This is a genomic window from Lelliottia sp. 7254-16 (assembly GCF_002922995.1).
In the GTDB taxonomy this organism is placed as follows: Bacteria; Pseudomonadota; Gammaproteobacteria; order Enterobacterales; family Enterobacteriaceae; genus Enterobacter; species Enterobacter jeotgali.
On record NZ_PQVS01000007.1, the window covers coordinates 1 to 13,187 of the forward strand.

General features: G+C 53.4%; 16 protein-coding genes. 3 read left to right on the forward strand and 13 right to left on the reverse strand.

The window, feature by feature from the left end:
• The 9 genes from C3708_RS11205 to fkpA all read right to left on the reverse strand — a co-directional run.
• A partial coding sequence (locus tag C3708_RS11205; RefSeq protein WP_020686859.1) for a GTP-binding protein occupies nt 1-313 on the reverse strand: 313 nt, incomplete at its 3' end.
• A gap of 67 nt (nt 314-380) precedes the next feature.
• Nucleotides 381-2,495 carry an elongation factor G gene (fusA, locus tag C3708_RS11210; RefSeq protein WP_095283672.1) on the reverse strand — a complete coding sequence of 705 codons (2,115 nt, stop codon included), beginning with the start codon at nt 2,493-2,495 and terminating at the stop codon, nt 381-383.
• Nucleotides 2,496-2,590: 95 nt separating this feature from the next.
• Nucleotides 2,591-3,061, reverse strand: a complete 471-nt coding sequence (gene rpsG / locus C3708_RS11215; RefSeq protein ID WP_004106370.1) for a 30S ribosomal protein S7 — start codon at nt 3,059-3,061, stop codon at nt 2,591-2,593.
• A gap of 96 nt (nt 3,062-3,157) precedes the next feature.
• On the reverse strand, nt 3,158-3,532 hold the full coding sequence (gene rpsL / locus C3708_RS11220) for a 30S ribosomal protein S12 (RefSeq protein ID WP_000246815.1): 375 nt from the start codon (nt 3,530-3,532) through the stop codon (nt 3,158-3,160).
• A 124-nt stretch (nt 3,533-3,656) separates the two neighbouring features.
• On the reverse strand, nt 3,657-3,944 hold the full coding sequence (gene tusB / locus C3708_RS11225) for a sulfurtransferase complex subunit TusB (RefSeq protein ID WP_095283673.1): 288 nt from the start codon (nt 3,942-3,944) through the stop codon (nt 3,657-3,659).
• Nucleotides 3,945-3,951: 7 nt separating this feature from the next.
• A complete protein-coding gene (gene tusC, locus C3708_RS11230; protein ID WP_095283674.1) occupies nt 3,952-4,311 on the reverse strand; it encodes a sulfurtransferase complex subunit TusC in 360 nt (119 codons plus the stop codon).
• Nucleotides 4,311-4,697 (reverse strand): sulfurtransferase complex subunit TusD, encoded by a 387-nt coding sequence (tusD, locus tag C3708_RS11235; protein WP_103948224.1) that lies wholly within the window; start codon nt 4,695-4,697, stop codon nt 4,311-4,313. The genes tusC and tusD overlap by 1 nt, the downstream gene beginning before the upstream one ends.
• On the reverse strand, nt 4,697-5,419 hold the full coding sequence (locus tag C3708_RS11240; RefSeq protein WP_095283676.1) for a transcriptional regulator: 723 nt from the start codon (nt 5,417-5,419) through the stop codon (nt 4,697-4,699). The genes tusD and C3708_RS11240 overlap by 1 nt, the downstream gene beginning before the upstream one ends.
• Before the next feature lie 164 nt (nt 5,420-5,583).
• Nucleotides 5,584-6,405, reverse strand: a complete 822-nt coding sequence (gene fkpA, locus C3708_RS11245) for an FKBP-type peptidyl-prolyl cis-trans isomerase (protein ID WP_095283677.1) — start codon at nt 6,403-6,405, stop codon at nt 5,584-5,586.
• A gap of 236 nt (nt 6,406-6,641) precedes the next feature.
• On the opposite strand from fkpA, the gene C3708_RS11250 reads away from it, so the two are divergent.
• Nucleotides 6,642-6,860, forward strand: a complete 219-nt coding sequence (locus C3708_RS11250; RefSeq protein WP_095283678.1) for a protein SlyX — start codon at nt 6,642-6,644, stop codon at nt 6,858-6,860.
• A gap of 49 nt (nt 6,861-6,909) precedes the next feature.
• On the opposite strand, the gene slyD is transcribed toward C3708_RS11250, so the two are convergent.
• The 4 genes from slyD to kefG form a co-directional block, all read right to left on the reverse strand.
• Complete coding sequence (slyD, locus tag C3708_RS11255; RefSeq protein ID WP_095283679.1) at nt 6,910-7,497, reverse strand: peptidylprolyl isomerase; 588 nt, start codon at nt 7,495-7,497, stop codon at nt 6,910-6,912.
• Between the two features lie 94 nt (nt 7,498-7,591).
• On the reverse strand, nt 7,592-7,792 hold the full coding sequence (locus C3708_RS11260; RefSeq protein WP_095283680.1) for a YheV family putative zinc ribbon protein: 201 nt from the start codon (nt 7,790-7,792) through the stop codon (nt 7,592-7,594).
• 10 nt (nt 7,793-7,802) lie between these two features.
• Complete coding sequence (gene kefB / locus C3708_RS11265; protein WP_095283681.1) at nt 7,803-9,608, reverse strand: glutathione-regulated potassium-efflux system protein KefB; 1,806 nt, start codon at nt 9,606-9,608, stop codon at nt 7,803-7,805.
• The gene (kefG, locus tag C3708_RS11270) at nt 9,608-10,162 is read right to left on the reverse strand and encodes a glutathione-regulated potassium-efflux system ancillary protein KefG (protein ID WP_103948220.1); all 555 of its coding nucleotides are present in this window, start codon (nt 10,160-10,162) and stop codon (nt 9,608-9,610) included. Before kefG ends, kefB begins: the two co-directional genes overlap by 1 nt.
• Nucleotides 10,163-10,283: 121 nt before the next feature.
• On the opposite strand from kefG, the gene C3708_RS11275 reads away from it, so the two are divergent.
• A complete protein-coding gene (locus C3708_RS11275) occupies nt 10,284-12,188 on the forward strand; it encodes an ABC transporter ATP-binding protein (protein WP_095283683.1) in 1,905 nt (634 codons plus the stop codon).
• A gap of 15 nt (nt 12,189-12,203) precedes the next feature.
• Entirely contained in the window at nt 12,204-13,136 is a 933-nt protein-coding gene (locus C3708_RS11280) for a LysR family transcriptional regulator (RefSeq protein ID WP_103949375.1), read from the forward strand.
• The last annotated feature ends 51 nt before the right edge of the window (nt 13,137-13,187 follow it).

Below are 13,187 nucleotides of genomic sequence, written 5' to 3' on the forward strand. Positions count from 1 at the left end.
CCAGGATTGCGCCATCCATCTGAGCAGCACCGGTGATCATGTTTTTAACATAGTCGGCGTGGCCTGGGCAGTCTACGTGTGCGTAGTGGCGAGTCGGGGTGTCATATTCAACGTGGGAAGTGTTGATTGTGATACCACGAGCTTTTTCTTCTGGTGCGTTATCGATCTGGTCGAATGCACGAGCAGAACCACCGTAGGTTTTAGCCAGAACGGTAGTGATTGCAGCAGTCAGGGTAGTTTTACCGTGGTCAACGTGGCCGATAGTACCAACGTTGACGTGCGGTTTTGTACGTTCAAATTTTTCTTTAGACACGGCTATATTCCTTACTATAGTGCCCCCTCACCGAGGGGACACGGGATTTTGGTTTTTAAACCCGGGCTTATTTGCCGCGGGCTTCGATTACGGCCTGAGCAACGTTGTTAGGCGCATCATCATACTTCAGGAATTCCATGGAGTAAGACGCACGACCTTTGGTCAGAGAACGCAGCTGAGTTGCGTATCCGAACATTTCAGACAACGGAACTTCAGCATGAATCTGAACGCCAGTAGCGTTAGATTCCTGACCTTTCAGCTGACCACGACGACGGCTAAGGTCACCGATGACATCACCAGTGTTCTCTTCCGGAGTCTCAACTTCAACCTTCATGATAGGCTCAAGCAGAACTGGTTTCGCTTTCTTAAAGCCATCTTTGAAGGCAATAGAAGCGGCCAGTTTAAACGCCAGTTCAGAGGAGTCAACGTCATGGTAAGAACCGAAGTGCAGACGCACACCCAGATCTACTACCGGATAACCAGCCAGTGGACCAGACTTCAGCTGCTCCTGGATGCCTTTATCAACGGCAGGGATGTATTCGCCAGGAATTACACCACCTTTGATGTCGTTGATGAACTCGTAACCTTTCGGATTTGAGCCCGGCTCCAGTGGGTACATGTCGATGACAACATGACCGTACTGACCACGACCACCAGACTGCTTAGCGTGTTTACCTTCAACATCGGTAACTTTCGCACGAATCGCTTCGCGGTAAGCAACCTGAGGTTTACCCACGTTAGCTTCAACGTTGAATTCACGCTTCATACGGTCAACGATGATGTCGAGGTGCAGTTCACCCATACCAGCGATGATGGTCTGGTTAGATTCTTCATCAGTCCATACGCGGAATGATGGGTCTTCTTTAGCCAGACGGCCCAGAGCCAGACCCATTTTTTCCTGGTCAGCTTTGGTTTTCGGTTCAACGGCGATAGAGATTACCGGCTCTGGGAACTCCATACGCTCCAGAATGATCGGGTGATCTGGGTTACACAGGGTGTCACCAGTAGTCACGTCTTTCAGACCGATAGCTGCAGCGATGTCGCCCGCACGAACTTCTTTGATCTCTTCACGTTTGTTCGCGTGCATCTGTACGATACGACCGAAACGCTCACGTGCCGCTTTCACGGAGTTCAGGATGGTGTCACCGGAGTTAACCACGCCAGAGTACACGCGGAAGAACGTCAGGTTACCGACGAACGGGTCGGTAGCGATTTTGAACGCCAGTGCAGCAAACGGCTCTTCATCACTTGCGTGACGTTCAGCCGGAGTGTCTTTACCGTCGTCCAGGATACCGTTGATCGCAGGAACATCTACTGGGGATGGCAGGTAATCAATTACCGCATCCAGCATTGCCTGAACACCTTTGTTCTTGAACGCAGAACCACAGGTTACCAGGATGATTTCGTTGTTCAGAACGCGCTGACGCAGAGCTTTCTTGATCTCTTCTTCAGTCAGTTCTTCACCACCCAGGTATTTCTCCATCAGCTCTTCTGAAGCTTCTGCAGCGGACTCGATCAGGTTCTGGTGCCATTCTTCGGCCAGTTCTTGCATGTCTGCTGGGATATCTTCATAAACGAAGGTGACGCCTGCATCTTCTTCGTTCCAGTTGATGGCTTTCATTTTCACCAGGTCAACAACACCGGTGAAACCTTCTTCAGCACCAATTGCCAGCTGCAGCGGAACCGGAGTCGCGCCCAGACGGGTTTTGATCTGACCAACAACTTTCAGGAAGTTAGCACCCATACGGTCCATTTTGTTAACGAACGCGATGCGTGGAACTTTGTATTTATTAGCCTGACGCCATACGGTTTCAGACTGTGGCTGAACACCACCAACTGCGCAGTAAACCATTACTGCACCATCAAGAACACGCATGGAACGTTCAACTTCGATAGTGAAGTCAACGTGGCCCGGGGTGTCGATGATGTTTACGCGATGCGGTTCATACTGCTTAGCCATACCTGACCAGAATGCAGTAGTCGCTGCGGAGGTGATAGTAATACCACGCTCCTGCTCCTGTTCCATCCAGTCCATGGTAGCTGCGCCGTCATGAACTTCACCGATTTTATGGTTTACACCGGTGTAGAACAGAATACGTTCGGTAGTAGTGGTTTTACCGGCGTCGATGTGCGCACTGATACCGATGTTACGGTAGCGTGCGATGGGTGTTGTACGAGCCATTTGATTCCTCGTTTGATTCTTTGGCGTTCAGTTAAGTAACCCAGAGCGGGCGGCTTCTCTGAAGCGCCCGCCTGGTGACTATGACTCCGAAGGGATTACCAACGGTAGTGTGCGAACGCCTTGTTGGCTTCTGCCATACGGTGAACGTCTTCACGTTTCTTAACTGCAGTACCTTTGTTGTCTGCAGCATCAGAAAGTTCGTTCGCCAGACGCAGAGCCATGGATTTATCACCGCGTTTACGAGCAGCTTCAACGATCCAACGCATTGCCAGAGCATTACGACGAACCGGACGAACTTCAACTGGAACCTGATAAGTAGAACCACCAACGCGGCGGGACTTAACTTCTACAGTTGGGCGAACGTTGTCGAGAGCGACTTCGAAAGCTTCCAGTTCATTTTTACCAGAACGCTGAGCCAGGGTCTCCAGCGCGCTGTATACGATTGCTTCTGCAGTAGATTTTTTACCATCTACCATCAGGATATTTACAAATTTTGCCAGCAGTTCTGATCCGAACTTAGGATCTGGAAGGATTTTACGCTGACCAATGACGCGACGACGTGGCATGGGAATACTCCGTTGTTAATTCAGGATTGTCCAAAACTCAAAGAGTTTAGTTTGACATTAAGATAAATCAGTTTGGCCTTACTTAACGGAGAACCATTAAGCCTTAGGACGCTTCACGCCATACTTGGAGCGAGCTTGCTTACGGTCTTTAACACCGGAGCAGTCGAGCGCACCACGAACGGTGTGATAACGAACACCCGGAAGGTCTTTTACACGACCGCCACGGATCAGGATCACGGAGTGTTCCTGCAGGTTGTGACCTTCACCACCGATGTAGGAAGTCACTTCAAAACCGTTGGTCAAACGCACACGGCATACTTTACGCAGTGCGGAGTTTGGTTTCTTAGGAGTGGTGGTATATACACGGGTACATACACCACGTTTCTGCGGGCAGGCTTCCAGCGCAGGCACGTTGCTTTTTGCAACTTTGCGAGCGCGTGGTTTGCGTACCAGCTGGTTAACTGTTGCCATTAAATAGCTCCTGGTTTTAGCTTTTGCTTCGTAAACACGTAATAAATCGACCTCATACAATATGAGGACGCGAAATTTTAGGGCCACGCTGAAAAGGTGTCAAGAAATATACAGCGATCTCGCCTCACCAACTCATTTGAGTTGTGTGTTTCACCGTGAGATTGACGAAATCAGTATAGCTAACCGCGTCGATTTTGGCTGAAATTTGACCAACAAGACCGCGCGCATCAATGTCTTCCTTTAGCGCAGAGACTGTAATGGGGGCATTGTTGAGAATTTCAACAAAGCGGCTGCCTTCAATTGCGGCCAGAACACCGTCCTGAATCAGCAACAAATCGTCGCCTTCACCCAGCATTCTCAGCAACCCTTCGATATCGCATTGCCACGGGGAGTGGCGCAAGGTATGGAGCATGTCGGCCTCAGAAAGTCAGAACAGTATGATAATGGGAGAGTTGTTCGCGTAAATCTTCTGGCGCAATAATCGTAGCATCCAGGACCATCGCTGTATTTTCATCCAGTCCGCGCGCTTTTAAAGAGGCCGCACAGACCCAAAATGTCTCGATGTCATAAAGCGGAAGAACTTTAAAGGTCGCGATATAATCTCGTGCGAGGATCTTTTGCGGCTGCTGCCCGGCTAAAAGCTGGAACACACCATCACCGATAAAGAACACGCCGATATCCTCCGTCAGAGCAGACGTCGCCAGAAGCGCATCAAGCCCTTCTCTGCCGGCTGCGCTGCCGTGTGGAGCAGAAGTAAAGACAAAAGCAATGCGGTTCATCAGAATTGTACCATCCGGTCGCAGGTCAACGCTGCTTGCGCCAGCGCGCCTAATCCGCTGAGAGAAAATCCAGGCTGAAGATTCGCCCCCGCAAGGCCCAGGCGCTCGGCTTCCGCTTTATCCGTCACGCCGCGACGCAAGGCCGCCGCTACGCAGATGTGCAGCTCGACGCCCTGCTGCTCATTGAGTTTCTGCCAGCCGCGAACCAGATCAAATTCATCCGACGCAGGCGAGGTCAATTGATTGGCGTTGTAGACCCCTTCGCGATAGAAAAACACACTGCTCAGTTGATGCCCGGCAGCCAACAACGCCTCAGCAAATTGTAAAGCGCTACTGGCCTGCTGGGTACCGTAAGCCGGTCCCGTCACCATGATGGCAAAACGCATTACTTTTCTTGCCCCAGGAAATCACCGCTTTTGAACTGGCGGATGTAGAGATACACCGTGTGCTTGGAAATATTCAGGCGATCGGCTACCTGGTTAATCGCATCTTTAATGTCGAAGATGCCTTTCTCATAGAGGTTCAGCACAATCTGACGGTTCTTGGCATTGTTCGAGACGTTGCGATCGGCATTCACTTCTTCGATGGTGAACTCCAGCGTCTGAGTCACGAGGTCTTCGACAGAAGAAGCAAAGTTTACCGACGAGTTCACTTCCGGCGTTTCAGGCGGAACAAAAGTGCTCATGATTTGAGAGAACGGAACATCGAGATTGATGTTAATACACAGCAGTCCGATTACGCGGTGATCGCGGTTACGGATAGCGATCGTTTCTGATTTCATCAGAACGCCGCTTTTGGCACGAGTGAAATAACATTTGGAGACGCTGCTGTCCGCGCCGGTCATGTCGTGCAGCATACGCAGTGCAAGGTCGGTAATTGGCGATCCAATTTTGCGGCCAGTGTGCTCACCATTAGCAATGCGGATGGCGGAACATTTCAGATCTTGCAGGGAGTGCAATACGATTTCGCAGTGGGAGCCAATGAGCATCGCTAACCCGTCCACCACCGCTTCGTAGGATTTGAGAATATCGAAGTCGGTCTGGTCGAAAGGACGTTGATCCAGCAAATCAAGCTCACTGGTTTCGTTGGTTAAAAGCGACCTGGACATGAAAAAAACACTCCTTTTCAGGAGCCTGTCATTAGGTTGTCAGGGCAGGCTCATATTTACACGGACAACTAAATTAATACAGCGTAGGTAACGCTTTCCAGTGTTAATTATATCTGCCCCACAATAAAAAAACCGCCGCCTTAAAGGCGGCGGTTTTCAGCATTTTACTTCTTCGCTGCGTCTGCAGCTTTATCATCTGCTGCAGCATCTGGTTTGGCATCTGCCTTCGGTGCTGGTTTGATGTCCAGCAGCTCAACATTGAAGACCAGAGTGGAGTTAGCCGGAATACCCGGAACGCCGGTTTTGCCGTAAGCCAGATCCGGTGGGATCACCAGCTGAATTTTACCGCCTTTCTTGATGTTTTTCAGGCCTTCGGTCCAGCCTGGGATAACACCGTCAAGACGGAAGGAGAGCGGCTCACCACGGGTGTAAGAGTTATCGAACTCTTTACCGTCGATCAGGGTACCTTTGTAGTTAACCACCACGGTATCGCTGTCTTTCGGTGCATCGCCTGTACCGGCTTTTTCTACTTTATACAGCAGACCGGTAGAAGAGGTTTTCACACCCTTCTCTTTAGCAAAAGTATCGCGGTAGGCTTTGCCCTTCGCTTCGTTGTCTTTTGCGTCTTGTTCCATTTTGCCCTGAGCAGCGCCCTTCACGCGAGCTTCGAAAGCCTGCAGAGTCTGTTCGATTTCCTGGTCAGACAGTTTGCTCTTGTTTGCAAACGCATCCTGAACACCGGCGATCAGCTGGTCTTTATCCAGTTTGATGCCCAGTTTCTCTTGCTCTTTGAGAGAGTTTTCCATGTAACGACCCAGAGATGCGCCCAGCGCATAGGCTGATTTCTGGTCGTCATTTTTGAACGCAGCTTTGCTGTCTGCGCTAGCAGCAGGTTTCGCAGCGGTATCAGCAGCGAAAGACAGCGGCGCATTCAGTGCGACGGCCATCGTGGTCGCCAGCAGCGTTACTTTAAACAGTGATTTCATCCATTTCTCCAGGTCCGGGGCCTCTCACCCCGGCAATAAACGTATATGAGAAGCGTACTATAGAACGTTGCAGAAGAAATCTACAGACAGACTCTCCCTAAACTCGCCTCTTTTCAGACTATTTTTGTTTAAATAAGTTTCTTGCATTAAGGCAGGATGCTTTACAGAGGCGTAAACTCGGGTAAAATTCGCCGCCGCCAACGCCTAAGGCGTGCGAAACTACAGAGAGGTCAATCATGCAAGAAACTACGATGGAAGCGCGGCTGGCCGAGCTGGAAAGCCGCCTGGCTTTTCAAGAAGTTACCATAGATGAGCTGAACCAGACCGTGACAGCTCACGAACTGGAAATGGCCAAACTGCGCGATCTTCTGCGTCTGTTAACGGAAAAAGTGAAAGCGAGTCAATCATCACACATCGCTTCGCAGGCCGAAGAGACGCCACCCCCTCATTATTGAGGCGTAAAAAAAGCGGGATTAAATCCCGCTTTTTTATTGGTGTCAGCGATTAGTGGCAGCCGCAACCACCGTTACCGCCACAACCACCTTTGCCGTGCTCATGACCGTGGTCATGATCGTGGCCGTGACCACCGCAGCAACCGTCGTGGTCGTGATCGTGGTCGTGACCGTTCGCACCGTGAACGTGGCCATGAGCCAGTTCTTCAGCGGTCGCTTCACGAATCGCGATAACTTCTACGTTGAATTTCAGATTCTGACCAGCCAGCATGTGGTTACCGTCAACCACGACGTGCTCGTCTTCTACTTCGGTAATTTCTACCGGTACTGGACCCTGGTCGGTTTCCGCCAGGAAGCGCATGCCAACCTGCAGCTCGTCAACGCCCATGAACACGTCTTTAGGAACGCGCTGAACCAGATTATCGTCGTACTGACCGTAAGCGTCGTTCGCGCCTACAGCAACATCAAATTTGTCGCCAACAACATGACCTTCCAGCGCGTTTTCCAGGCCGGAAATCAGGGAACCGTGACCATGCAGGTAGTCCAGCGGCGCACTCACCGGAGACTCATCAACCAACACACCGTCTTCTGTACGTACCTGATAGGCCAGGCTGACCACCAGGTCTTTTGCTACTTTCATGATATCTCCTGAGCGTGGGAAAATTGCTGGCGCAGATTGTAGCGGAAATCTGCACCCGTGTACCCTTTAGCTTAAAAAAACTCAGGGCATATCGCTAGTCTGGATGAAAAATCCCGATCACTTGCTCTTCTTTGCGAACATGCTCGCGAACCTCTTTGTCCGCTTCACGCATCTGATGCCCGCACTTAACACATTCAACAATATCAATATTATTTTCGCGCCACATGGCCAGGGTATCTTGTGCCTGGCAGGACGGACATTTTGCGCCTGCAATAAAACGTTTACGTACTGGCATACTTTTTCCTCTATTCAAATTCATCCCAGCCGTCCAGCTGACGTCGTTCCTTTTGCATTTCCCGCTGGAAGATCTCTTCCAGTTCACGACGCGCTTCCCGCACGCGGGAGATCTGCGCCGTATCGCTGTGGACCGGCATCAGCTCGCGCAGCATGCGCATATCGAGACGGCGGAAGTGCAACTGTGCGCGCTGCGCCTGATGCGGATGCATCCCCAGCGACACCAGCGTTTTGCGACCCAGTTCCAGCGCGCTGGAAAAGGTTTCGCGTGAGAAATTCTTTACACCCGCCTGCAATAGCTCGTGCGCCTCTACACGACCTCTGGCGCGAGCCAGAATATGCAGGTGCGGAAAATGCTGCTGGCACAGTTCCACCAGCTTCATGGTGTCTTCCGGCTCGTTACAGGTGATGACGATAGACTCCGCCGCCTGCGCACCCGCCGAACGTAACAGCTCAAGCTGAGTAGCGTCGCCGTAATAGACTTTGTAACCGTATTTACGCATCAGGTTGACCGCGCTGATATCGCGCTCCAGCACCGTAATGCGCATTTTGTTGGCCATCAATAAACGGCCTATCACCTGCCCAAAACGACCAAATCCCACCACAATCACCTGCGGCTTGTCGTCATCCACCCACGGCGTTTCGCCCTCGTCTTCCGGCGGGTTAAAGCGCCGCGACAAGGATTTATCAATCAGCTTCATCAGTAGCGGCGTGGTCATCATTGAGAGCGTTACCGTCACCAGCAACAGCGCCATCTGATCGTCCTGAAATAAACGCTGCGACGATGCAGTGGAGAAAAGCACAAAGGCGAACTCCCCGCCCTGACTCAGCACGCCCGCAAACTGCATGCGCTCCGAGCTTCTGAGACGGTAAATGCGCGCCAGCACGTATAACACGCCGGTTTTCACCGCCACCAACACCGCCACACTGAGCACCACCCACAGCAGATGGGTGTATAACACGCCAAGGTTGAGCGCCATCCCCACCGAGATAAAGAACAGCCCTAACAGCAGCCCTTTAAACGGATCGATAGCCGTTTCCAGCTCGTGGCGATATTCACTTTCCGCCAGCAGCACGCCCGCAATAAACGTCCCGAGTGCCATCGACAGCCCCAGCGCATCCATAAACAGCGCCGAACCCAGCACCAGCAGCAAGGTCGCCGCGGTAAACACTTCGCGCACGCCGGACGCCGCAATAAAGCGGAACACCGGGCGCAGCAGATAGCGCCCACCAATCAGCATGCCCGCGAACGCCAGCACTTTCATGCCGACCTTCATCCAGTCAAAGTGATCGTCTCCGGAACCGGCGAGCAGCGGTACCAGCGCTAACGCCGGAATCACCGCTAAATCCTGAAACAGCAAAACCGAAAACCCGAGCTGGCCCGATTCGTTGCGATTCATCCCCTTATCGCGCATCAGCTGCAGCGCCATCGCCGTCGAAGACATCGCAAGCCCTATCCCGCCGATCACCGCCGCCTGCCATTTAAATTGGGTGAGCATCAGCAATCCGCCGAGGATAACCGCGCTGAACAGCACCTGCGCGGCGCCCACGCCGAAAATCGATCGCCGCAGTTGCCAGAGCTTCGCCGGGTTCAGCTCCAGCCCGATGATAAACATCAGGAACACAACGCCTAATTCGGAGAAGTGCAGAATCTCATCGACGTCGCTGATAAACCCCAGCCCCCACGGGCCAATCGCAATCCCCGCCAGCAAATAACCCAGCACCGCACCGATACCCAGCCGGGAGGCTACGGGCACCGCGACCACCGCTGCAAAAAGAAACAGCACGCCAGCCAGTAACAGATCGGAACCTTCCATCAGCGGCCTCCTGTCAGAATCGGTGAGGCCAGCCAGTCGCCGTAGGCTTTGGCGTGACTTGCCAGCTCTTGAGAAGGCTGGCGACGCGCCCAATACACCACAATCGGGCTCATCCACTGCATGCGACACATGGCCGCCGTCAACTCAAAAGGGCGCAGAATATCGCTCATGGGATAGCGGTTTAACCCGTCGTGGCGGTAGGCGCTCTCGGGTTCACCGGTAGTGATGACACTCCGCCAGTACTTTCCCGCCAGCTGGTTTCCCCCTGGTCCACTGGAAAAACCGCGGGTCAACACCCGGTCCAGCCACTCTTTCAGCAACGCCGGACAACTGTAGGTATAAAGCGGATGCTGGAACACAATCACGTCATGCTGACGCAACAGCTCCTGCTCGTGCGGGATATCAATAAAAAAATCGGGATAGTGCGCGTACAGGTCGTGCACCGTTACATTGCTGAGCTGTCGAGCCGGTTTGAGCAAAACCCGGTTGGCGACCGAGTCCTCTGATTCCGGATGGGCATACAGCAGCAGCACTTTCGCTGTCTGGGACATCATTCCCCTCCCGGGTCGTCATCATGGCCATTTTCGGCTAACATGGCACGCCTGCGCTTAGCGCGGCACTACATCTAACACCATTATAATGACAACTTAACATAGTCGGAACACACGGCGCTCTATGATTGTTTTCTCCTCGTTACAAATTCGTCGCGGCGTACGCGTCCTGCTGGACAACGCTACAGCCACCATTAACCCTGGGCAAAAAGTCGGTCTGGTGGGCAAAAACGGCTGCGGCAAATCCACCCTGCTGTCGCTTCTGAAAAACGAGATGAGCGCCGATGCAGGCAGCTTCACCTATCCTGGAAACTGGCAGCTGGCCTGGGTTAACCAGGAAACACCGGCGCTGAGCGTTCCGGCTCTCGACTATGTGATTGACGGCGACCGCGAATACCGCAAGCTGGAAGCCGAACTCAACGCCGCCAACGAGCGTAACGACGGCCACGCCATCGCCACGGTTCACGGCAAACTGGATGCTATCGACGCGTGGACCATCCGCTCGCGCGCCTCTAGCCTGCTGCACGGTCTGGGCTTCAGCAACGAACAGCTCGAACGCCCGGTGAGCGATTTCTCCGGCGGATGGCGTATGCGCCTGAACCTGGCACAAGCCCTGGTGTGTCGCTCTGATTTACTGCTCCTCGATGAACCCACCAACCACCTCGATCTCGACGCGGTGATCTGGCTGGAAAAATGGCTCAAAAGCTATCAGGGCACGCTGATCCTGATCTCCCATGACCGCGACTTCCTCGATCCGGTAGTGGATAAAATCATTCATATCGAACAGGAATCGATGTTCGAATACACCGGCAACTACAGTTCGTTCGAGCGCCAGCGCGCCACACGCCTGTCCCAACAGCAGGCGATGTATGAAAGCCAGCAGCAGCGTGTGGCCCATCTGCAAAGCTTCGTCGATCGCTTTAAGGCCAAAGCCTCGAAAGCGAAACAGGCCCAGAGCCGCATCAAGATGCTCGAACGCATGGAGATGATCGCCCCGGCGCACGTGGACAACCCGTTCCACTTCAGCTTCCGCGCGCCGGAGAGCCTGCCGAATCCGCTACTGAAAATGGAAAAGGTCAGCGCGGGTTACGGCGAGCGCATTATTCTCGACTCCATCAAACTCAACCTGGTGCCAGGTTCACGTATCGGTCTGCTTGGCCGTAACGGCGCGGGTAAATCCACGCTCATCAAACTGCTGGCAGGCGAACTCAACCCGGTAAGCGGCGATATCGGTCTGGCCAAGGGCATCAAGCTGGGCTACTTCGCCCAGCATCAGCTGGAATTTTTACGCGCCGATGAGTCGCCAATCCAGCACATGGCGCGCCTCGCCCCGCAGGAGATGGAGCAGAAGCTGCGCGACTACCTCGGTGGTTTTGGCTTCCAGGGCGATAAAGTCACCGAGAATACCGAACGTTTCTCCGGCGGCGAAAAAGCCCGTCTGGTGCTGGCGCTGATCGTCTGGCAGCGTCCAAACCTGCTGCTGCTTGATGAACCGACCAACCACCTGGATCTCGATATGCGCCAGGCATTGACCGAAGCGCTGATCGAATTTGAAGGCGCGCTGGTTGTCGTCTCGCACGACCGACACCTGATCCGCTCGACTACTGACGATCTGTATCTGGTTCACGATGGCAAAGTTGAACCATTCGACGGCGATCTGGAAGATTATCAGCAGTGGCTGACCGACGTTCAAAAGCAGGAAAACCAGCCTGCCGACGACGCGAAAGACAACGCCAACAGCGCCCAGGCGCGTAAAGATCAGAAGCGCCGCGAAGCAGAACTGCGCACCCAAACGCAGCCGCTGCGTAAAGAGATCACCCGTCTGGAAAAAGAGATGGAGAAACTTCACGCCGCGCTTGCCACGGTGGAAGAGAAACTCGGCGACAGCGGACTGTACGATCAGGCGCGTAAAGCTGAACTGACCGAGTGCCTGCAAGTTCAGGCTAAAACCAAATCCGGCCTCGAAGAGTGTGAAATGGCGTGGCTGGACGCCCAGGAACAGCTGGAAGAGATGCTGCAAAGCGATTAAGAAAACCGGAGGGTTATGACTATCGACATCACGAGCGACATCACATTTCGCAAACTGAGTATTTTCATGACCTTCATGGAAAAGGGCAATATCGCCCGCACCGCCGAGGCGCTTGGCCTGAGCGGTGTGAGCGTCCATCGTGCCCTGCACACCCTGGAAGAGAACGTTCGCTGCCCGCTGTTCACCCATAAAGGGCGCAATCTGATTGCCCTGCCCTCCGCCTGGACGCTGCTGGAGTATTGTCAGGAAGTGATGCAGGTGATGGAGCGCGGGCTGGAAGAGTCGCGCAAAATCGCCGGAATTGGTCAGGGACGTCTGCGCGTCGGTACGCTCTATTCGTTGACGATGGAAACTGTGCCGCGTCTGATTATGGGGATGAAGCTGCGCCGTCCGGATCTGGAAATGGATCTGACGATGGGCTCTAACGACACCCTGCTCCATCTGCTTGACGAAGGCTCGCTGGACGCGATTCTGATCTCCATTTCCGAAAGCGATATCGACCGCAACACCCTCGAAGTACTGCCCCTGTTCCACGACGATATTTTCCTCGCTGCTCCTGCCTCCGCCAAACTGAACAGCCGCGGGCTGGCAGATCTGCGCGATTACAAAGATCAGAAGTTCGTCTCGCTGGCAGAAGGGTTTGCGACCTACGCTGGTTTTCAGGACGCGTTCCATATTGCCGGATTTGAGCCGGAAATCGTCACTCGCGTGAATGATATCTTCTCGATGTTAAGTCTGGTGCAGGCGGGCGTGGGCTTTACGCTGATGCCGGGCAGGATGAAAAAGGTGTACGAGAATTCGGTGCAACTGCTGAAGCTGGCACAGCCGTACCAGATGCAGCAGTTGATTGCGATTGTGTTTGCCCGCAACCGCGAGCAAGACCCCAGCCTGCGAGCGTTAGCCGCCGAAGGGCGGATGTATGCGCGCAGTTTGCAGGAGAATGCCTGATTTTTTCTGCCCGATGGCGCTACGCTTATCGGGCCTACGATTTGCCCTTGT

Coding starts and splice junctions, on each gene's coding strand:
- fusA (WP_095283672.1), bottom strand. CDS start 2,495: ATGGCTCGTACAACACCCATCGCACGCTACCGTAACATCGGTATCAGT.
- rpsG (WP_004106370.1), bottom strand. CDS start 3,061: ATGCCACGTCGTCGCGTCATTGGTCAGCGTAAAATCCTTCCAGATCCT.
- rpsL (WP_000246815.1), bottom strand. CDS start 3,532: ATGGCAACAGTTAACCAGCTGGTACGCAAACCACGCGCTCGCAAAGTT.
- tusB (WP_095283673.1), bottom strand. CDS start 3,944: ATGCTCCATACCTTGCGCCACTCCCCGTGGCAATGCGATATCGAAGGG.
- tusC (WP_095283674.1), bottom strand. CDS start 4,311: ATGAACCGCATTGCTTTTGTCTTTACTTCTGCTCCACACGGCAGCGCA.
- tusD (WP_103948224.1), bottom strand. CDS start 4,697: ATGCGTTTTGCCATCATGGTGACGGGACCGGCTTACGGTACCCAGCAG.
- C3708_RS11240 (WP_095283676.1), bottom strand. CDS start 5,419: ATGTCCAGGTCGCTTTTAACCAACGAAACCAGTGAGCTTGATTTGCTG.
- fkpA (WP_095283677.1), bottom strand. CDS start 6,405: ATGAAATCACTGTTTAAAGTAACGCTGCTGGCGACCACGATGGCCGTC.
- C3708_RS11250 (WP_095283678.1), top strand. CDS start 6,642: ATGCAAGAAACTACGATGGAAGCGCGGCTGGCCGAGCTGGAAAGCCGC.
- slyD (WP_095283679.1), bottom strand. CDS start 7,497: ATGAAAGTAGCAAAAGACCTGGTGGTCAGCCTGGCCTATCAGGTACGT.
- C3708_RS11260 (WP_095283680.1), bottom strand. CDS start 7,792: ATGCCAGTACGTAAACGTTTTATTGCAGGCGCAAAATGTCCGTCCTGC.
- kefB (WP_095283681.1), bottom strand. CDS start 9,608: ATGGAAGGTTCCGATCTGTTACTGGCTGGCGTGCTGTTTCTTTTTGCA.
- kefG (WP_103948220.1), bottom strand. CDS start 10,162: ATGATGTCCCAGACAGCGAAAGTGCTGCTGCTGTATGCCCATCCGGAA.
- C3708_RS11275 (WP_095283683.1), top strand. CDS start 10,284: ATGATTGTTTTCTCCTCGTTACAAATTCGTCGCGGCGTACGCGTCCTG.
- C3708_RS11280 (WP_103949375.1), top strand. CDS start 12,204: ATGACTATCGACATCACGAGCGACATCACATTTCGCAAACTGAGTATT.